Source organism: Pseudomonas sp. S60 (assembly GCF_016647865.1).
Lineage (GTDB): Bacteria > Pseudomonadota > Gammaproteobacteria > Pseudomonadales > Pseudomonadaceae > Aquipseudomonas > Aquipseudomonas parafulva.
The window spans coordinates 1-17,693 of record NZ_JACVVH010000074.1 but is presented as its reverse complement, the minus strand read 5'-3'; the positions used below and the strand labels follow the sequence as shown (position 1 = coordinate 17,693).

The window sequence follows — 17,693 nt, the reverse complement described above, 5'->3', positions numbered from 1 at the left end:
TGAGATCGAGCGCCGCCCGCGCGGCGCATCGCGAGCTGCGCTCGCTCCTACAGTGTGGACAACCTGTCGCACCCCCTTTGCCATAATGCCTTTTATCCCGCCAGCATCTCCCTTTTCCACAGGCCGAAGGTTGTCCACGGATAATGTGCAACCGCCTGTGGAAAACATGGTGGCATGTTCACCTAAGCCACATAACACGTGGCCTACAGAGCTTTGATCGTTTTTTGATCAATGGCCTGCTGTGGATGGATTTCTGTGTGTTTTCAACGCCCTGTGCGGATTTGAGGATTGTTGCAAAGGCTGTGGATAAGTCTGTGCAAAAACCTTGGACAGAGTGCTGTAGGCGGCATGGCTGAAAGCCTTGGGCCATCACCCATGGATCGATCGCGGACCGTACAACGCTGAAAGGGTTCCGCTCAGGGCAGAAGTTGCCCCCATTCAGTGGGGAAAGGCTTGTGGATAACGTGCGCATAGCTGGCTCTAGCCCGCTAATGGCAAGGGTTTGCGGCATATGAACAAAAAATGACCAGCTGCACCACGTCTTGCTGAGTGTGCGTGGCGCGGGCATGCTGCACCCCTGCCCACACTCCTACCGTGAGGAACACTGCATGACATCCACCGTCTTCATCACTGGCGCCACCTCCGGCTTTGGCGAGGCCACTGCCCGACGTTTTGCCGAGGCAGGCTGGAAACTGGTGCTGACGGGTCGGCGCAAGGACCGCCTTGATGCGCTGTGCGCCGAACTGTCCGCCAAGACCGAGGTGCATGGCCTGGTACTGGACGTGCGTGACCGCAAAGCCATGGAGCAGGCCATCGCCAACCTGCCGGCAGGCTTCGACAAGCTGCAGGGCCTGGTCAACAACGCGGGCCTGGCGTTGGGTGTGGATGCGGCGCAAAACTGCAGCCTGGACGACTGGGAGACCATGGTCGACACCAATATCAAAGGCCTGATGTTCACCACACGCCTGCTGCTGCCACGCCTGATCGCCCACGGCCGTGGGGCATCGATCCTGAACGTGGGGTCGGTGGCAGGTAACTACCCATACCCTGGCAGCAACGTGTATGGCGGCACCAAGGCGTTTGTCGGCCAGTTTTCCCTCAGCCTGCGCTGTGACCTGCGCGGCACCGGCGTGCGGGTGAGCAATATCGAGCCCGGGCTGTGCGAGAGCGAGTTTTCGCTGGTGCGCTTTGCTGGGGACCAGGCCAAATACGATGCCACCTACGCCGGCGCCGAGCCCATTCAGCCCCAGGACATTGCCGAGACCATCTTCTGGATTCTCAACCAGCCTGCGCACATCAATATCAACAGCCTGGAACTGATGCCGGTGAGCCAGGACTGGGCTGGGTTCGCCATCGACCGTTCTGCCAAGGGCTGACTGCGAAGGGCTTAGGCCAAGCTTTGCAGGCCTTCCAGGCAGGTTGCCAGGTGGTAGGGGGTGGTAGACGGCATGTCATGCCGGCTTACTGCCCCCTCGCCGTCCCGGCATTCATACCACCCGCCGCCATGCAGGAACTGCCGTTCCATCGCCTCTAGCTGGGCAGGGAGCATGGCCTGGCTACCTGGCCGCAGGGCCAAGGCCCGCAGGTATTCAGCCTGTGCCCAGATGCGCTGGGTAGCGTCCAGTACATTGCCGTGCACATCGAGCGTGGCCAGCACCGCAGCCCCTTTTACCCCGAACCGCTCGGCAAAGCCGAAGGCCCGGTCGATGGAAGCGTGCAGGGGCGTGTCGCGCAGCAGGGGCGAGGTGTGCAGCAGGTAGAACCACTCGAACTGATGCCCCGGCTCGAACCAGTTATCCACAGCACCGCGTGGCTTTTCCAGCATCAGGCCGTGAGCCGGTTCGATGAAGTGCGCTTCGAGGGCATCGCACAGCTGCAGCAGCGCCTGGCGAACGGGGTGGTCGTCACGCACTGCCAGCACGTTGAGGAACGCTTCGGCCAGGTGCATCTGCGGGTTCTGCAGCGGGCCGCTGCCCAGGTCGGCCCAGTCTTCACCCAGGCAGGCTTCGTACAGGCCATCTTCACGGGCGAATTGCTGCTCAATGATATCGAGCGCGGCGTTCAGGGTGGATTCGACGAGGCTCTGCTTGACCTGGCCCCAATAGTGCGCGCAGGCGAACACGATGAAGGCGTGGGTGTACAGGTCCTTGCGCCGATCAAGCGGCTTGCCCTGGGCGTCGATGCTGTAGAACCAGCCGCCGTGCTCAGCATCGTGGAAGTGCTTTTGCAGCGAGCGGAACAGCGCCGCCGCCCGTTCGGCAGCACCGGGCTCGCCGATGCGGCTGCTGAACAGGTACAACTGGCGTGCGCAGGCCATGGCCCGGTAACGCTGCACGGGCAACGGACGGTGGTTGGCGTCCAGCGCCTCAAACGGCAAGGCCAGGTCGGCGTTCCAGCCTGGCCCCTGCCACAGCGGCACGATGCATTCGGCGAAGTGTTGGCTGAAACGGGCCAGGGCGGGCAGGGAAGAAGAGGGGTGAGACATGTTCGCGCTCGTCGCTGTCAGGCAGGGCGCCATGGTAGCAGAAGTAGGGTGTGCAGTTGCCTGTGCAGGCCTCACCCCAGGTCACCCGTCAACCCGGATTGCCAAGCCCTTGCCAATGGCGAGCGCCCACGAAAATGAAGCGCAACTGCTGGGTGATCTTTTCCTGGGCCGTGAGTGCTTGTGGATAACCCGGCCCCGGGCTGTCGATCAGCTCGGGCAGGGTCGCGAACACGGTTTTCACCACCAGGTCAGCCATTACCGCCAGCGCTGCACCGTCAAGATGCTGCCAGCGCTTCATGCGGGCCAGGTCAGTGGCCAGGTCGTCGCTGATGTTCTGGCGCAGGCAGGCGATGGCCTGGCGTACGGCCTGTGAGCCACCATACTGCTCGCGGGCCAGAAACAGAAACTGCGCGCGGTGGGCGGCGACCACGTCCAGGAAGATACGCACCGAGGCGTCGGTGATGCCGCCCAGTTCGAATTCGTTTTGCCGCACCAGGCGGATGGTCTGGCGGAAGGTATTGTCGACCTCGGCCACCAAGGCCAGGCCCAGGGCATCCATATCGGAAAAGTGCCGGTAGAAACCGGTGGGCACAATGCCCGCCGTCTTGGCCACTTCACGCAGGCTGATACTGCCGAACCCGCGGCCACTCTCCATGAGCAGGCAGGCGGCATCCAGCAGGGCCTGGCGGGTTTGCAGCTTCTGTTCGGCGCGCGGCAACATGATGCGGGCTTCTTTGACGGTGAGGCTGGGCACTCTAGTTAAAAAAACGAAGCCCGGTCAATGGACCGGGCCAAGGGGGAGCGGAGCATGTGACAGCGTTTGCGCTTGTCAGCCATGGGGTCAGCTCACGCGACGGGTTTCGATCAGGCGATCGGAGCCGCCTTCGGCGACGCGGCCCTGTTGCTCGATCAGGCGATCCGAGCCGCCCTCGGCGACGCGGGCCTGTTGCTCGATCAGGCGGTCCGAGCCGCCTTCAGCTACGGTCTTTAAAGCCTGCACGTGTTCGACAGTGCTGGCGCGTGACTCAGCTGTCAGGTGCTGTTCGGTGGCCGGCAGCGCAAAGGCATTGGCTGCAAGTACGGACAAAGCCAGGGTCAGGAGATGGCGTTTCATGATCGGGTGCTCCTCTTGGGGGCTGGAAAGTGGGTACGAAGCCAATGCTACGCCGCGTACCTCCAGAGAGAAGTTCATCCTGGTAATGGTAAACATCGACCGTATCGATAGCGTGTTCCAAGGTGTCTAGCTGGCTGCTTTGCGAGCGGTAGAGGGAAATTCTTGGCTATGATGGCGTCATCGATAAAACCCTGAGGGGTTTCGTCAGTCCCACATAAACCAGCATCACCGTTGTATCTGTTTACGCCATAGCGCATGGAGACCCACGCAATGACGCGTCCCGCCAGAATCACCCTCTGGACCCTGCTCACGCTGCTGACCCTGCTGGCGATCCTGGTGGTAGTGATCGCCACGTTCGACTGGAACCGGGTCAAGCCGCTGATCAACGAGAAAGTGTCCGAAGCCCTGCATCGGCCGTTCGCCATCAATGGCAACCTTGCCGTGCACTGGCGCACCGAGCCTGAGGAAGGCGGCTGGCGTGCCTGGGTACCTTGGCCGCGTTTCGTTGCCGAGGACCTGACCCTGGGCAACCCGGATTGGCTGAAGACGCCGCAGATGGTCGGCCTTGAGCGCGTCGAGTTCCGCCTGGCCCCATTGCCGCTGCTGGCGCAGCGCATCAGCATCCCGCGCATCGACCTGACCAAGCCTACCGCCAGCCTTACCCGGCTGGCCGATGGCCGCGCCAACTGGACGTTCGACTTCGGCCCGAAGGATGAAAACGAAGCGCCCTCCAAGTGGCAGCTGGACATTGGCGCGATCGGCTTCGACCAGGGCAACGTCAGCTTCGACGACCAGACCCTGAAGGCCCGCATGAAGGTGCAGATCGACCCGCTGGGCAAGCCTATCCCGTTCAGCGAGATCGTTGGCAAGGCCGCTGCCGAGAAGGCCGGGGCAGCCCAGGACTATGCCTTCGGCCTGAAAGCCGAGGGCCGTTACAAAGACCAGCCAGTATCTGGCACGGGCAAGATCGGCGGGTTGCTGGCGCTGCAGGACGCCAACCAGCCATTCCCGCTGCAGGCCGACGTGCGGATTGCCGATACCCATGTGGTGCTTGCCGGCACCCTGACCGACCCCCGCAACCTCGTCGCACTGGACCTGCGCCTGAGGCTGTCGGGTGCCAGCCTGGGCAACCTCTACCCGCTGACCGGTGTGACCCTGCCGGATACCCCTGCCTATTCCACCGATGGCCGCCTGAAGGCAAACCTGCATGCCGCGCAAGGCGCCACGTTCGAGTATCAAGGCTTCAACGGCAAGATCGGTGACAGCGACATCCATGGTGACCTGGCCTTCGTCGGCAGCAAGCCGCGGCCCAAGCTGTCGGGCAAGCTGGTGTCCAACCAGTTGCTGTTCAAGGACCTGGCGCCGCTGATCGGGGCCGACTCCAACGCTGAGCAAAAAGCCCGTGGTGGCGCCAGCAAGCAGCCCACCGACAAAGTGCTGCCGGTGGAGGAGTTCCGCACTGAACGCTGGCGCGCCATGGATGCCGACGTCACCTTTGCTGGCAAGCGTATCGTGCACAGCGAGCAGTTGCCATTCACCGACCTCTCGGCCCACGTGATCCTGGACGATGGCCTGCTGCGCCTGGAACCGCTGCGCTTTGGCGTAGCGGGCGGCAACCTGGCTTCGAGGATTCGCCTGGATGGCCGCAATGTGCCGTTGCAGGGCCGCGCCCAGCTGACGGCGCGTGGCTTCAAGCTCAAGCAGCTGTTCCCCACCTTTGCGCCCATGCAGAGCAGTTTCGGCGAACTGAACGGTGACGCTGACATCAGTGGCCGCGGTAATTCCGTGGCGGCATTGCTGGGTACAGCCAACGGCGACTTGCGCATGCTCATTAACGATGGCGCCATCAGCCGTAGCCTCATGGAAATCGCAGGCTTGAACGTGGGCAATTACATCGTCGACAAGCTGTTCGGTGACGAAGATGTGAAGATCAACTGCGCCGCTGCCGATGTGGGCATCAAGGATGGCCTGGCCAGTACGCGGCTCTTCATCTTCGATACCGAGAACGCGATCATCTACATCAACGGCACGGCCAATTTCGCCAACGAGCACCTGGACCTCAAGGTTACGCCGGAGTCCAAGGGCCTGCGGCTGTTCTCCCTGCGTTCGCCGTTGTACGTACGCGGCAAGTTCGCCAAGCCCAGCGCGGGCGTACAGGCCGTGCCCCTGGCACTGCGTGGCGCAGGCATGGTAGCGCTGGGTGTGGTTGCAGGGCCTGCCGCAGGCCTGCTGGCCCTGATCGCACCCAGCAGCGGCGATGACCCCAACCAGTGCACCCCGTTGTTGCAGCAAATGAAGGAAGGCAAGGCACCGGCAGCCGTGAAAGGGCGCCGGTAAACGCGAGCTCGGATCGCGTTCTGCTCGCCCGGTACCTAACTTCAACCCCAAAAAAAGAGGCCGCTAATGCGGCCTCTTTCGGTTCCAGCAACCCCTGTCACAGGCCATCGAGCAGGTCCGACATATCGTCGGCATGCTCTTCTTCCTGCGCCAGGATTTCTTCGAAAATGCGACGGGTAGTCGGGTCCTTGTCACCGATGTACTGGATGATCTCGCGGTAGCTATCGACGGCGATACGCTCGGCTACCAGATCTTCCAGCACCATTTCCTTCAAGGTTGTGCCTGCAACGTACTGAGCGTGGGAGTTCTTGCTCAGGTTGTCCGGGTTGAAGTCCGGCTCGCCGCCCAGCTGGACGATACGCTCGGCCAGCTTGTCAGCGTGTTCGGCTTCCTGGTTGGCATGTTCCAGGAACTCTTCGGCTGCCACGCTGGCCTTGACGCCAGAGGCCATGAAGTAGTGGCGCTTGTAGCGCAGCACGCAGACCAGTTCGGTTGCCAGCGACTCGTTCAGCAGGGTGATGATGCGTTCGCGGTCGGCGCTGTAGCCTTCCGTCACCGCACCATTTTCCACGTGCTCACGGGCGCGTTTGCGAAGGGTCTGTACGTCGGTCATTTCAGTCGAGCTCATGTCTATCTCCGAAAATATCAAGGTAGTCGTGGAGTGATCCCGGAAGGCTTACGCGCCTGGCACGGCGTCGCGGTCTTCTTCACGTTGTTTGCAGGTTTTGAAGCCTTTTGCATCCACATGGCCGGTGGCATCGAAGCGCACGTAGTACGGTTGCTGGTGGCCATCACGGTTGAGGATGTAGTCGTTGCAGGTGCCGCCGTTAGGCAGGTCGATGACATTGGACGGGCTGCCGCCGATGGCGATGACCTTCTGCATGGTCATGCCGTGCTCGACCTGCTTGACCAGCGGCTCTTCACGATAGGTCACGTAGTCCACCGGGTTTTCCGGGCGGCTGCCACAGGCGGCCAGGGTGGCGCTGGCCAGTAGAATCGCCAGGGTCTGCTTGATCATCGTCCCGCTCCTTGCACAAAAGGGTATGTGCAAGTTTTGAACCTCGCGCAGCGCCAGGAGTTCGATCGCACTAGCCAATTGCCTGCAAGGTGGGCGGGCAGGGGGAGGCGATGGGCATTTCTTGGCTACACTCACTGCGTCGACCGTGCATCGGGCGCGGGGCCCAGGAGATCACTTCATGAAATGGCTACACGTTCCGTTTTTGATGGTGGCAGTGCTGTTCAGCGCCCAAGGTTTCGCGGCCAACACCGCCCAGCAGGAAAAAATGAAAACCTGCAACGCCGACGCCAGCGCCAAGTCGTTGAAGGGTGATGAGCGCAAGGCGTACATGAGCACGTGCCTGAAGAAGCAGGCACCGCAGACCCAGCAGGAAAAAATGAAGACCTGCAACGCCGACGCCACGGCCAAGACGCTCAAGGGTGATGCGCGCAAGGCCTACATGAGCGACTGCCTGAAGAAGAAATGACCTGCGCCTATGCGTGCAGGCATAACGCTGGCAGACTGCGGATCTTCTTCGCTGTCTGCCGTTGAGGCTGTATGACCTTCACCCCCCGCCAAGTCACCCTGGCCAGTTGGATCATCGTATTTGCCGGTTTGCTGCTGGCGTTGCCATTGAAGTTGCTGCCCAGCCTGTTGGCGGGCCTGTTGGTATTCGAGCTGGTCAACATGCTTACCCCGCGCCTGCAGCCGTTGATGGCCGGGCAGCGGGCACGCTGGCTGGCGGTGGCGCTACTGAGCACGCTGGTGGTGACCACCCTGACCCTGCTGATTGCCGGTGCTTTCAGCTTCTTGCTGCACGAAGCGGAAAACCCAGGCGCCTCGCTGGACAAGTTCATGGCGCTGGTAGAACGCGCCCGGGGCCAATTGCCGCCGTTCATCGAAGGCTACCTGCCGGCCAGCGCCGCAGAGTTCAAGGTGGCCATCGGGGACTGGATCAAGAGCCACCTCAGCGACTTGCAGCTGGTCGGCAAGGGCATGGCGCACATGTTCGTGACGCTGCTGATCGGCATGATCCTGGGCGCCATCGTGGCGTTGCAGCGCATCCCTGACATTTCCCGGCGCAAGCCTTTGGCTGCGGCGTTGTTCGAGCGCCTGAGCTTGCTGGTACAGGCGTTTCGCAACATTGTATTTGCGCAGATCAAGATCTCGCTGCTCAACACAGCGTTTACCGGCATCTTCCTGGCAGTGGTGTTGCCGCTGTTCGGCGTGCACCTGCCGCTGACCAAGACGCTGATCGTACTGACCTTCCTGCTGGGCCTGCTGCCGGTGATCGGCAACCTGATGTCCAACACCCTCATCACCATCGTCGGGTTGTCGTTGTCGATCTGGGTAGCCGCCGCTGCGCTGGTGTACCTGATCGTCATCCACAAGGTGGAGTACTTCCTCAATGCCAAGATCGTCGGTGGGCAGATCAGGGCCAAGGCCTGGGAACTGCTGCTGGCCATGCTGGTGTTCGAGGCGGCGTTCGGCCTGCCCGGCGTGGTCGCCGGGCCGGTGTATTACGCGTACCTGAAAAGCGAGCTGCGCCGCGCTGAACTGGTGTAGGCGGGTGCCTGGGGCGCATGAGGCCCCGCGGGCTCAGGCAGCGCCGTAGCGCTTGCGGGCCTCGATGGCCAGGCCGCTGCCGATGCTGCCGAAGATGTTGCCTTCCACATGCTGCGCATTGGGCAGCATGGCCGCCACGCTGTTGCGCAGCGCAGGTATGCCACTGGAGCCCCCGGTGAAGAACACCGTGTCGACCTGCGTCTCGCTCACGCCGGCCTTGGCCAGCAGTTCGGTCACGCTGCCGCGCACACGTTCAAGCAGCCCCTCGATGGCGCTTTCGAACAGTACCCGCGACAGGTCTACGCCCAGGTCCCGCTCGATGCTGCCAAGGTCCACGCGGCGGCTTTGCTGTTCGGTCAGCTCGATCTTGCTGGCTTCGACTTCCATGGCCAGCCAGTGCCCGGCGCGTTCCTCGATCAGCTTGAACAGGCGGTCCACGCCCAGGGTGTCTTCGATGTCGTAGCGCATGCTGCCCAGGGCCAACTGCGACTTCTGCGAGTACAGGGCGTTGATGGTGTGCCAGGTCGCCAGGTTCAGGTGGTAGCTGGTGGGCATCAGCGCGCCGCTCTTCATGCGGCTGCCGTAGCCGAACAGGGGCATCACGCCCTGCAGGCTCAGTTGCTTGTCAAAGTCGGTGCCGCCAATGTGCACGCCGCCAGTGGCCAGAATGTCGTTTTGCCGTTCGGCCACGTTGTGGCGCTGCGGGGACAGGCGGATGAGCGTGAAGTCGGAGGTACCGCCGCCGATGTCGACGATCAGCACCAGCTCTTCACGGCTGATGCCAGACTCATAGTCGAAGGCTGCGGCGATGGGTTCGTACTGGAACGACACCTCCTTGAAACCGAGCTTGCGCGCCACCTCGGCCAGGGTGTCTTCGGCCTCCTGGTCGGCTGCTGGGTCTTCGTCGACGAAAAACACCGGCCGGCCCAGCACCACCTGGTCGAACTCGCGGCCGGCCTCGGCCTCGGCGCGCTTTTTCAGCTCGCCGATGAACATGCCCAGCAGGTCCTTGAAGGGCAGTGCGCTGCCCAGCACGCTGGTGTCGTGCTTGATCAGCTTGGAGCCCAGCAGGCTCTTGAGCGAGCGCATCAGGCGGCCTTCGTAGCCTTCCAGGTATTCGTGCAACGCCAGGCGGCCGTAAACCGGGCGGCGCTCTTCGATATTGAAGAACACCACGGACGGCAAGGTGATCTTGCCGTCTTCCAGGGCAATCAGCGATTCCCGGCCAGGGCGGTGCCAGCCAACCGTGGAATTGGAGGTGCCAAAGTCGATGCCCAGGGCGCGGGCCGGGGTTACGTCGGACATGGGAATGAGCTTCCGGAGGTAAAACGGCCGCGCAGTTTATGCCAGTTGGCTGGAGAATCAAGGCCGGTCGTCTGCCATGGCGCAACCCCAAGCGGGTCTTGAAAGGCTATGCTTGACCCCTATCTTCTGTAGCAATACGCACATTCACATTGGTGATCCCCAGATGGACTTCAAAGACTACTACAAGATACTTGGCGTAGAGCCCACCGCGGACGACAAGGCGATCAAGGCCGCGTATCGCAAGCTGGCCCGCAAGTATCACCCTGACGTCAGCAAGGAGCGCGACGCCGAGGACAAATTCAAGGAGGCCAACGAGGCCTACGAGGTACTAGGCGACGCCCAGAAGCGCGCCGAATTCGACGAGATCCGCAAGTACGGTGGCCAGCACGGTCGGCCGTTCCAGGCGCCGCCCGGCTGGGAAGGCCGTGGCGCGGGCGGTGGTGGCGGCTTCGAAGGGGGCGATTTTTCCGATTTTTTCAGCTCGATGTTCGGTGGCCGGGGTGGCAACCCCTTCGGCGGCGCCCGGCAACAGCAGCGCAGTGCCGGCAGGCGGGGGCAGGACGTGGAGCTTGAACTGGCAGTATTCCTTGAAGAAACACTGAACAAAGAGTCCAAGCAGATCAGCTTCCAGGTGCCGCAGACCAACGCCATGGGGCAACGCACCGGGTTCACCACCAAAACCCTGAACGTCAAGATTCCTGCGGGGGTTACCGACGGCGAGCGCATCCGCCTGAAGGGCCAGGGTGCACCTGGCAGTGGTGGCGGCGCCAACGGCGACCTGTTCCTGACCATTCGCATGGCGCCGCACCCGCTGTTCGATGTGGAAGGGCACGACCTGATCATCACCGTGCCGCTGGCACCGTGGGAAGCCGCCCTGGGCACCAAGGTGGCGGTGCCTACCCTGGAAGGCAAGATCAACCTCACCATCCGCCCCGACAGCCAGAGCGGCCAGCGCCTGCGCGTGCCGGGCAAGGGCCTGGCCGACAAACAAGGCCAGCGTGGCAACCTGTATGCGCAGCTCAAGGTGGTCATGCCGGCCACTTCCGACGAGTCAACCCGTGAACTGTGGGCCAAGCTTTCCGAAAAGGCCGCGTTCAACCCGAGGGCACAATGGAGTAAGTGATCATGAGCAGCACCCTGATCGTTCAACTGGACATGCGTACCTTGTGTCAGGAGGCCGACGTCACGGCCGACTGTGTGATCGAAATTGTCGAACACGGCATTGTGGAACCGTCCGGGCGCACGCCCGAGGACTGGCTGTTCGACGATCAGGCGCCGTTGCTGGCCAGGCGCGCCGTCAAGCTGCACCACGAGCTGGAGCTGGAGTGGGAGGGTGTGGCACTGGCGCTGGAGTTGCTGCAGGAGGTGCAGCAACTGCGCAGCGAGAACACCATGTTGCGCCAGCGCCTGGGCAGGTTCACGCAGATGTAGGCGCCGCCCCGGGGTTCAACAGCAACTGCATGAAGGTGAGGTCCAGCCAGCGGCCGAACTTCACCCCAACCTGCGGCATCTGCCCGGTGGTTACGAAGCCCAGCCTTTCGTGCAGGCGCACCGAGGCTGCGTTGCCGCTCTCGATGGCGGCCACCATCACATGCTTGCCGACGCTGCGGGCCCGCTCTACCAGCAGGGTCATCAGCGCAGGCCCCAGGCCCTTGCCGCGCTGGTCGCTGCGCACGTACACCGAATGTTCCACCGTGTTGCGAAACCCTTCGAACGGGCGCCAGTCGCCAAACGACGCATAGCCGAGCACGCCGGTTTCGTCCACCGCCACCAGGATGGGGTAGCCCTGTTGCGCGCGCGCCGCGAACCAGGCCTGGCGGTTAACCAGGTCTACGGGTGTTTCGTTCCAGATCGCCGTGGTGTTGCGCACCGCGTCGTTGTAGATGTCGAGAATGCCCGGCACATCGCTGAGCAGGGCATCGCGTAGTTGGTAACTCATGACAGCGTCTCGCAAAGGGGTTGCGTGCAGGTTAAATGGTTACCAGCCCGCGTACACCTTCGGCCGGCATGTTTTCGCCAAGGCCACGCTGGATGATCTCGCCACGGGCCATGACCAGGTACTGGTCGGCCAGTGCTTCGGCAAAGTCGTAGAACTGCTCCACCAGCAAAATTGCCATATCGCCGCGCTGGGCCAGGCGGCGGATCACGGCGCCTATCTCCTTGATCACCGACGGCTGGATACCTTCGGTAGGCTCGTCGAGGATCAGCAGCCGTGGCCGGCTGGCCAGGGCGCGCCCGATGGCCAGCTGTTGCTGCTGGCCACCGGACAGGTCGCCGCCGCGTCGCTGTTTCATCTGCTCGAGTACCGGGAACAGCTCGTAGATGAAGGCTGGCGCTTCGCGAGCTTCACGGGCAGGGAACCGCGACAGGCCCATCAACAGGTTTTCCTCCACGGTCAGGCGCGGGAAGATTTCGCGGCCCTGGGGCACGTAGGCGATGCCGGCCTGTACCCGTTGCTGGGGCTTGAGCGTGGTGATCGGTTTGCCCTCCCACTGCACGCTGCCTTCGCGGGCCGGTACCAGGCCCATCAGGCAGCGCAGCAGGGTGGTCTTGCCCACCCCGTTGCGCCCCAGCATGCAAGTCACTTCGCCCACCTTGGCTTCGAAGCTCAGGCCCCGGAGGATGTGGCTGCCGCCATAGTACTGGTGCAGGCTGTCGATCTTGAGCATGTGATTATTCCCGGAAACGTTGCAGTGCCTGCGCCGGCCCGCGAGGGGCCAGCCCAGGTTCCAATCCCTAACGGCCTAGATACACCTCGACCACCCGCTCATCCGCCTGCACCTGTTCCAGCGACCCCTGCGCCAGCACACTGCCTTGATGCAACACCGTCACGTGGTCAGCGATGCTGCCGACAAACCCCATGTCGTGCTCCACCACCATCAGCGAATGCTTGCCCGCCAGGCCTTTGAACAGTTCGGCGGTGAACTCGGTCTCGGCGTCGGTCATGCCGGCCACGGGCTCATCCAGCAACAGCAGCTGTGGCTCCTGCACCAGCAGCATGCCAATCTCCAGAAACTGCTTCTGCCCGTGGGACAGCAGCCCGGCCTGGCGCCCGGCCAGCGGCAGCAGCCGCAAGGTGGTGAGCACCTGCTCGATACGTTCACGCTGCTCACCGCTCAGCCTTGCGGCCAGGCTGGCCCACACCGATTTGTCGGCTTTGAGCGCCAGTTCCAGGTTTTCGAACACCGTCAGTGCCTCGAACACCGTAGGCTTCTGGAACTTGCGGCCGATGCCGGCCTGGGCGATCTGGTATTCGCTCATACGGGTCAGGTCGAGGGTGTCGCCAAAGTAGGCGGTCCCGGTATTGGGGCGGGTCTTGCCCGTGATCACGTCCATCAGGGTGGTCTTGCCGGCGCCGTTCGGGCCGATGATGCAGCGCAGCTCACCTACGCCGATGTAAAGGTTCAGGGCATTCAGCGCCTTGAAGCCATCGAAGCTAACGCTGACGTCCTCCAGACTGAGCACGGTGCCGTGGCGGGTGTCCAGGCCGGCTTTGCGGCTGTGGCCGAGGCCAATGGCTTCGCGGCCGGCGCCAAGCTGGTCGAAGACGGGTTCGAGCATGAATTCCGGGTGAACCGGCGGCACGCCTCTCATGGCTGGCTCCTTTTCTTCAGCAGCCCGACCACCCCTTTGGGCAGGTAGAGGGTCACCAGGATGAACAGCGCGCCCAGGAAGAACAGCCAGAACTCCGGGAAGGCCACGGTGAACCAGCTCTTCATGCCATTGACCAGGCCGGCGCCGAGCAGCGGGCCTATCAACGTGCCGCGCCCGCCCAGGGCGACCCACACGGCGGCTTCGATGGAGTTGGTGGGCGACATCTCGCTGGGGTTGATGATGCCCACCTGCGGAACGTACAAGGCGCCTGCCAAGCCGCACAGCACAGCGCTGAGCACCCACACCAGCAGCTTGAACCCGCGCGGGTCGTAGCCGCAGAACATCATGCGGTTCTCGGCATCGCGCACGGCGGTGAGCAAACGCCCGAACTTGCTGCGGGTCAGCCGCCAGCACAGGTACAGGCTGGCCAGTAGCAGCCCCACGGTGAGCAGGAACAGCACTGCACGGGTGCCGGGCGCGGCAATGTCGAAGCCCAGGATGGACCGGAAGCTGGTGAAGCCGTTGTTGCCGCCAAAGCCGGTCTCGTTGCGAAAGAACAGCAACATGCCGGCAAAGGTCAGGGCCTGGGTCATGATCGAGAAGTACACACCCTTGATGCGCGAACGGAACGCAAACCAGCCAAACGCCAGCGCCAGCAGCCCTGGCGCCAGCACGACCAGGCACAGGGCCCAGGCAAAGTGCTGGGTGCCGGCCCAGTACCACGGCAGCTCGGTCCACGACAGGAAGGTCATGAACCCGGGCAGCCCGTCACCGGCCGCCTGGCGCATCAGGTACATGCCCATGGCGTAACCGCCCAGGGCAAAGAACAGGCCGTGGCCCAGGGACAGCAACCCGGCGTAGCCCCACACCAGGTCCAGAGCCAGGGCGACGATGGCGTAGCAGAGGATCTTGCCGACCAGGGTCAGCGTGTAGGCCGAGACGTGCAGGGCATGGTCTGCCGGCAGCAGTGACAGCAGCGGCAGTGCTACCAGCACCAGTGTGGCGGCGCAGCCGGCAGCCAGCGACAGGCGTGGCCCGGCTTTTTGCGCAGCGGTGACAAGCAGTGGCTGGTTCATCAGTCGATTACCCGTCCCTTGAGGGCGAACAGGCCTTGCGGGCGTTTCTGGATGAACAGAATGATCAACGCAAGGATGAGGATCTTGCCGAGTACCGCGCCTATCTGCGGTTCCAGCAGCTTGTTGGCAATGCCCAAGCCGAAGGCCGCCCAGAGGCTGCCGGCCAGCTGGCCGACACCGCCCAGCACCACCACCAGGAAGGAGTCGATGATGTAGCTCTGGCCAAGGTCCGGGCCCACGTTGCCGACCTGGCTGAGGGCAACGCCACCCAGCCCGGCGATGCCCGAGCCCAGGCCGAAGGCCAGCATGTCGATGCGCCCGGTGGGCACCCCGCAGCAGGCGGCCATGTTGCGGTTCTGGGTGACCGCTCGCACGTTCAGGCCCAGCCGCGTGCGGTTGAGCAGCAGCCAGGTAAGCAGCACCACCGCCAGGGCGAAGACGATGATCACCAGGCGGTTGTAGGGCAGTACCAGGTTGGGCAGCAGTTGGATGCCACCGGACAACCAGCCCGGGTTGCTGACCTCGACGTTCTGCGCCCCGAACAGCAGGCGGATGGCCTGGATCAGCATCAGGCTGATGCCCCAGGTGGCCAGCAGTGTTTCCAGTGGGCGGCCATACAGGTGGCGGATGACCGTGCGCTCCAGGGCCATGCCCACCCCGGCACTGACGGCGAACGCCACCGGCAGGGCAATCAGCGGGTAGAACTCGATGGCGCCCGGGGCGTAGCGCTGCACCAGCACCTGCACCATGTAGGTGCTGTAGGCGCCGAGCATCAGCATCTCGCCATGGGCCATGTTGATGACCCCCAGCAGGCCAAAGGTAATGGCCAGGCCCAGGGCGGCCAGCAGCAGGATCGAACCCAGCGACAGGCCGCTGAACGCCTGGCCCAGCAGTTCGCCCATCAGCAGCTTGCGCTTGACCTGGGCCAGGCTGGTTTCGGCGGCGGTACGCACTGCCGGGTCGGCTTCGGTATCCGGTTGCAGCAAGGCTTCCAGGCGGGTGCGGGCCATGGGGTCGCCGGTTTCGCCTAGCAGGCGCACGGCGGCCAGGCGTACCCCAGGCTCGCTGGCGCCCAGTTGCAGATTGGCCAGGGCCAGGCCGAGCGCGGCGTGCACGGCAGGGTCGGGGTCGTTGGCATAGCGCCGGTCCAGCCAGGCCATCTGCGCCGGCTGAGCGCTTTTTTGCAGTTGCCTGGCCGCTGCCAGGCGGGTTTCGCTGTTGTCACTGAGCAGTTGATGGCTGGCCAGGGCATTGTCGATCAGCCCGCGCAAGCGGTTGTTCAGGCGTACCTTGCGGGTATCGTCCTGGGCGATGCGGCCCTGGCGCAGGTTTTCCAGCAGGGCCAGGCGCGCAGGGTCGGGTTGTGCGGCCCAGCTTTCGAGCAGGCGGGCCTGCTCGGCGGGCTTGGCGGCAAAAAAGAATTCGCCTTCGCTGGCTTCCGCAGCCAGGGGCAGGAGCAGCAAGAGGATGAGGAGGTATCTGAGCATCTGGGCCATCCTGGAAATCGGTGTTGGAGTCATCGCGGGCAAGCCCGCGCTCACGTCGGCATTGAAGGGTTTGAAACCAGTGCTGTCTCTGTGGGCGCGGGTTGCCTGCGATTGGGGCCGCAGTGCCTCAGTTACTCTTCACCGCATAATCAGGCCGCTTCTCGTTGCCTGGAATGAACGGGCTCCAGGGCTGCGCACGCAGGGGTTGCTCGGTCTCCCACACCACGCTGAACTGGCCGTCGTCCTGGATCTCGCCGATCATCACCGGCTTGTGCAGGTGGTGGTTGGTCTTGTCCATGGTCAGGGTGAAGCCAGACGGTGCCTGGAACGTCTGGCCGGCCAGTGCTTCGCGTACCTTGTCCACATCTGTGGACTTGGCTTTCTCCACCGCCTGGGCCCACATGTGGATGCCCACGTAGGTGGCTTCCATGGGGTCGTTGGTCACGGCCTTGTCGGCGCCGGGCAGTTTCTTGGCCTTGGCGTAGGCTTTCCAGTCGGCAACGAACTTCTGGTTGACCGGGTTATCCACCGACTCGAAGTAGTTCCAGGCCGCCAGGTGGCCTACCAGTGGCTTGGTGTCGATGCCGCGCAGTTCTTCTTCACCTACCGAGAACGCCACCACCGGCACATCGGTTGCCTTCAGGCCCTGGTTGGCCAGCTCCTTGTAGAACGGTACGTTGGAGTCGCCGTTGACGGTGGAGATGACCGCGGTCTTGCCGCCTGCGGAGAATTTCTTGATGTTGGCGACGATGGTCTGGTAGTCGCTGTGGCCGAACGGGGTGTATACCTCCTCGATGTCCTTGTCGGCCACGCCCTTGCTGTGCAGGAAGGCGCGCAGGATCTTGTTGGTGGTGCGCGGGTAGACGTAGTCGGTGCCCAGCAGGTAGAAGCGCTTGGCGCTGCCGCCGTCCTCGCTCATCAGGTACTCCACGGCCGGGATGGCTTGCTGGTTGGGCGCCGCGCCGGTGTAGAACACGTTGGGGGACATTTCTTCACCCTCGTACTGCACCGGGTAGAACAGCAGGCCATTGAGCTCTTCGAATACCGGCAGCACGGATTTACGCGATACCGAAGTCCAGCAGCCGAACACCACGGCCACTTTGTCCTGGGTCAGCAGCTGGCGGCTCTTCTCGGCGAACAGGGGCCAGTTGGAGGCCGGGTCTACCACCACGGGCTCCAGCATCTTGCCGTTGACGCCGCCCTTGGCGTTGATCTCGTCGATGGTCATCAGCGCCATGTCCTTGAGCGACGTCTCGGAGATGGCCATGGTGCCGGACAGCGAATGGAGAATGCCGACCTTGATGGTTTCGGCGGCCTGGATGGTCCAGCTCAGGCCCATGGCGGCGATCGATGCGCTGAGGGTAAAGGCCTTGATCAAACTGCGACGCTTCATGTGCTCTCTCCGCTGCGTTTTTTTTTGAGTGTTGGGTAAGCGGGGAGGGGGGTTGCAAGGGGTGTGCCTAGTGATGGAGTGGGGCTGGGGCGGGTTACAGCGCATTATTTGGGCAGGCTGACGTAACAGACTGGTGCGTGGTCGATGCGCCTGCACGCTCTTGGTGCTGGCCTGTCGATTTGTATTCGAAGTGATGAATCGAGATCGCTTGATCTGCTTCTTTGGCAACAGCCAATCTCACTGAAGTACGCCACTGCTTTTGCTTTTGCTTCTAAGCGCGCGATAGCTCAGGCAACACAGATTGCGACTTCAGGAGGCCGAGCGGAGGGCTTGCGGAGG

General features: G+C 63.1%; 19 protein-coding genes and 1 pseudogene. 8 read left to right on the top strand and 12 right to left on the bottom strand.

The features are described 5' to 3' along the window. The first annotated feature begins 608 nt into the window (after window positions 1-608). Window positions 609-1,376 carry an SDR family oxidoreductase gene (locus tag IAE33_RS23345; RefSeq protein ID WP_028631811.1) on the top strand — a complete coding sequence of 256 codons (768 nt, stop codon included), beginning with the start codon at window positions 609-611 and terminating at the stop codon, window positions 1,374-1,376. A gap of 11 nt (window positions 1,377-1,387) precedes the next feature. On the opposite strand, the gene IAE33_RS23340 is transcribed toward IAE33_RS23345, so the two are convergent. From IAE33_RS23340 to IAE33_RS23330, 3 genes and pseudogenes are all read right to left on the bottom strand, one after another. Beyond that, a complete protein-coding gene (locus tag IAE33_RS23340) occupies window positions 1,388-2,485 on the bottom strand; it encodes an AGE family epimerase/isomerase (protein WP_201165505.1) in 1,098 nt (365 codons plus the stop codon). 88 nt (window positions 2,486-2,573) lie between these two features. Next, window positions 2,574-3,206 (bottom strand): TetR family transcriptional regulator, encoded by a 633-nt coding sequence (locus IAE33_RS23335; RefSeq protein WP_028631809.1) that lies wholly within the window; start codon window positions 3,204-3,206, stop codon window positions 2,574-2,576. Window positions 3,207-3,344: 138 nt separating this feature from the next. After that, window positions 3,345-3,599 (bottom strand): annotated as a pseudogene (locus IAE33_RS23330) (phage infection protein); the annotation flags it as partial. Here IAE33_RS23330 and IAE33_RS24790 point away from each other — a divergent pair. Then, complete coding sequence (locus IAE33_RS24790) at window positions 3,598-3,729, top strand: hypothetical protein (RefSeq protein ID WP_256217453.1); 132 nt, start codon at window positions 3,598-3,600, stop codon at window positions 3,727-3,729. The pseudogene IAE33_RS23330 and the gene IAE33_RS24790 overlap by 2 nt on opposite strands. A gap of 140 nt (window positions 3,730-3,869) precedes the next feature. After that, on the top strand, window positions 3,870-5,936 hold the full coding sequence (locus tag IAE33_RS23325; RefSeq protein ID WP_201165503.1) for an AsmA family protein: 2,067 nt from the start codon (window positions 3,870-3,872) through the stop codon (window positions 5,934-5,936). 97 nt (window positions 5,937-6,033) lie between these two features. On the opposite strand, the gene IAE33_RS23320 is transcribed toward IAE33_RS23325, so the two are convergent. Together IAE33_RS23320 and osmE are read right to left on the bottom strand one after the other, a co-directional pair. After that, entirely contained in the window at window positions 6,034-6,564 is a 531-nt protein-coding gene (locus IAE33_RS23320) for a ferritin-like domain-containing protein (protein ID WP_201165501.1), read from the bottom strand. A gap of 48 nt (window positions 6,565-6,612) precedes the next feature. Beyond that, window positions 6,613-6,954, bottom strand: a complete 342-nt coding sequence (gene osmE / locus IAE33_RS23315; protein WP_028631806.1) for an osmotically-inducible lipoprotein OsmE — start codon at window positions 6,952-6,954, stop codon at window positions 6,613-6,615. 178 nt (window positions 6,955-7,132) lie between these two features. Here osmE and IAE33_RS23310 point away from each other — a divergent pair, with 178 nt between their 5' ends. Both IAE33_RS23310 and IAE33_RS23305 read left to right on the top strand, forming a co-directional pair. Next, complete coding sequence (locus tag IAE33_RS23310) at window positions 7,133-7,420, top strand: PsiF family protein (RefSeq protein WP_028631805.1); 288 nt, start codon at window positions 7,133-7,135, stop codon at window positions 7,418-7,420. 71 nt (window positions 7,421-7,491) lie between these two features. Next, entirely contained in the window at window positions 7,492-8,499 is a 1,008-nt protein-coding gene (locus tag IAE33_RS23305; protein ID WP_028631804.1) for an AI-2E family transporter, read from the top strand. 33 nt (window positions 8,500-8,532) lie between these two features. On the opposite strand, the gene IAE33_RS23300 is transcribed toward IAE33_RS23305, so the two are convergent. Beyond that, complete coding sequence (locus IAE33_RS23300) at window positions 8,533-9,804, bottom strand: Hsp70 family protein (protein ID WP_201165500.1); 1,272 nt, start codon at window positions 9,802-9,804, stop codon at window positions 8,533-8,535. A 163-nt stretch (window positions 9,805-9,967) separates the two neighbouring features. Here IAE33_RS23300 and cbpA point away from each other — a divergent pair, with 163 nt between their 5' ends. Next, window positions 9,968-10,927 carry a curved DNA-binding protein gene (gene cbpA, locus IAE33_RS23295; protein WP_201165497.1) on the top strand — a complete coding sequence of 320 codons (960 nt, stop codon included), beginning with the start codon at window positions 9,968-9,970 and terminating at the stop codon, window positions 10,925-10,927. Between the two features lie 2 nt (window positions 10,928-10,929). Beyond that, complete coding sequence (locus IAE33_RS23290) at window positions 10,930-11,235, top strand: chaperone modulator CbpM (protein ID WP_201165496.1); 306 nt, start codon at window positions 10,930-10,932, stop codon at window positions 11,233-11,235. On the opposite strand, the gene IAE33_RS23285 is transcribed toward IAE33_RS23290, so the two are convergent. From IAE33_RS23285 to urtA, 6 genes are all read right to left on the bottom strand, one after another. Beyond that, a complete protein-coding gene (locus IAE33_RS23285; RefSeq protein WP_201165495.1) occupies window positions 11,222-11,743 on the bottom strand; it encodes a GNAT family N-acetyltransferase in 522 nt (173 codons plus the stop codon). The two genes, IAE33_RS23290 and IAE33_RS23285, sit on opposite strands and share 14 nt — an antisense overlap. A gap of 31 nt (window positions 11,744-11,774) precedes the next feature. Beyond that, window positions 11,775-12,473 carry an urea ABC transporter ATP-binding subunit UrtE gene (gene urtE / locus IAE33_RS23280; RefSeq protein ID WP_201165494.1) on the bottom strand — a complete coding sequence of 233 codons (699 nt, stop codon included), beginning with the start codon at window positions 12,471-12,473 and terminating at the stop codon, window positions 11,775-11,777. Between the two features lie 67 nt (window positions 12,474-12,540). After that, a complete protein-coding gene (gene urtD, locus IAE33_RS23275) occupies window positions 12,541-13,398 on the bottom strand; it encodes an urea ABC transporter ATP-binding protein UrtD (protein ID WP_201165493.1) in 858 nt (285 codons plus the stop codon). After that, on the bottom strand, window positions 13,395-14,474 hold the full coding sequence (urtC, locus tag IAE33_RS23270) for an urea ABC transporter permease subunit UrtC (protein WP_201165491.1): 1,080 nt from the start codon (window positions 14,472-14,474) through the stop codon (window positions 13,395-13,397). The genes urtD and urtC overlap by 4 nt, the downstream gene beginning before the upstream one ends. Then, the gene (gene urtB / locus IAE33_RS23265; protein ID WP_028631796.1) at window positions 14,474-15,961 is read right to left on the bottom strand and encodes an urea ABC transporter permease subunit UrtB; all 1,488 of its coding nucleotides are present in this window, start codon (window positions 15,959-15,961) and stop codon (window positions 14,474-14,476) included. Before urtB ends, urtC begins: the two co-directional genes overlap by 1 nt. Before the next feature lie 127 nt (window positions 15,962-16,088). After that, window positions 16,089-17,354 (bottom strand): urea ABC transporter substrate-binding protein, encoded by a 1,266-nt coding sequence (urtA, locus tag IAE33_RS23260; RefSeq protein ID WP_201165490.1) that lies wholly within the window; start codon window positions 17,352-17,354, stop codon window positions 16,089-16,091. A 144-nt stretch (window positions 17,355-17,498) separates the two neighbouring features. Here urtA and IAE33_RS24680 point away from each other — a divergent pair. After that, window positions 17,499-17,693 (top strand): hypothetical protein (locus tag IAE33_RS24680; RefSeq protein WP_236407307.1); only part of this gene is annotated, 195 nt, incomplete at its 3' end.

Coding starts and splice junctions, on each gene's coding strand:
- osmE (WP_028631806.1), bottom strand. CDS start 6,954: ATGATCAAGCAGACCCTGGCGATTCTACTGGCCAGCGCCACCCTGGCC.
- urtB (WP_028631796.1), bottom strand. CDS start 15,961: ATGCTCAGATACCTCCTCATCCTCTTGCTGCTCCTGCCCCTGGCTGCG.
- urtA (WP_201165490.1), bottom strand. CDS start 17,354: ATGAAGCGTCGCAGTTTGATCAAGGCCTTTACCCTCAGCGCATCGATC.
- IAE33_RS23290 (WP_201165496.1), top strand. CDS start 10,930: ATGAGCAGCACCCTGATCGTTCAACTGGACATGCGTACCTTGTGTCAG.
- urtC (WP_201165491.1), bottom strand. CDS start 14,474: ATGAACCAGCCACTGCTTGTCACCGCTGCGCAAAAAGCCGGGCCACGC.
- IAE33_RS23345 (WP_028631811.1), top strand. CDS start 609: ATGACATCCACCGTCTTCATCACTGGCGCCACCTCCGGCTTTGGCGAG.
- IAE33_RS23285 (WP_201165495.1), bottom strand. CDS start 11,743: ATGAGTTACCAACTACGCGATGCCCTGCTCAGCGATGTGCCGGGCATT.
- IAE33_RS23335 (WP_028631809.1), bottom strand. CDS start 3,206: ATGTTGCCGCGCGCCGAACAGAAGCTGCAAACCCGCCAGGCCCTGCTG.
- IAE33_RS23325 (WP_201165503.1), top strand. CDS start 3,870: ATGACGCGTCCCGCCAGAATCACCCTCTGGACCCTGCTCACGCTGCTG.
- IAE33_RS24790 (WP_256217453.1), top strand. CDS start 3,598: ATGATCGGGTGCTCCTCTTGGGGGCTGGAAAGTGGGTACGAAGCCAAT.
- IAE33_RS23320 (WP_201165501.1), bottom strand. CDS start 6,564: ATGAGCTCGACTGAAATGACCGACGTACAGACCCTTCGCAAACGCGCC.
- IAE33_RS23340 (WP_201165505.1), bottom strand. CDS start 2,485: ATGTCTCACCCCTCTTCTTCCCTGCCCGCCCTGGCCCGTTTCAGCCAA.
- cbpA (WP_201165497.1), top strand. CDS start 9,968: ATGGACTTCAAAGACTACTACAAGATACTTGGCGTAGAGCCCACCGCG.
- IAE33_RS23310 (WP_028631805.1), top strand. CDS start 7,133: ATGAAATGGCTACACGTTCCGTTTTTGATGGTGGCAGTGCTGTTCAGC.
- IAE33_RS23300 (WP_201165500.1), bottom strand. CDS start 9,804: ATGTCCGACGTAACCCCGGCCCGCGCCCTGGGCATCGACTTTGGCACC.
- IAE33_RS23305 (WP_028631804.1), top strand. CDS start 7,492: ATGACCTTCACCCCCCGCCAAGTCACCCTGGCCAGTTGGATCATCGTA.
- urtD (WP_201165493.1), bottom strand. CDS start 13,398: ATGAGAGGCGTGCCGCCGGTTCACCCGGAATTCATGCTCGAACCCGTC.
- urtE (WP_201165494.1), bottom strand. CDS start 12,473: ATGCTCAAGATCGACAGCCTGCACCAGTACTATGGCGGCAGCCACATC.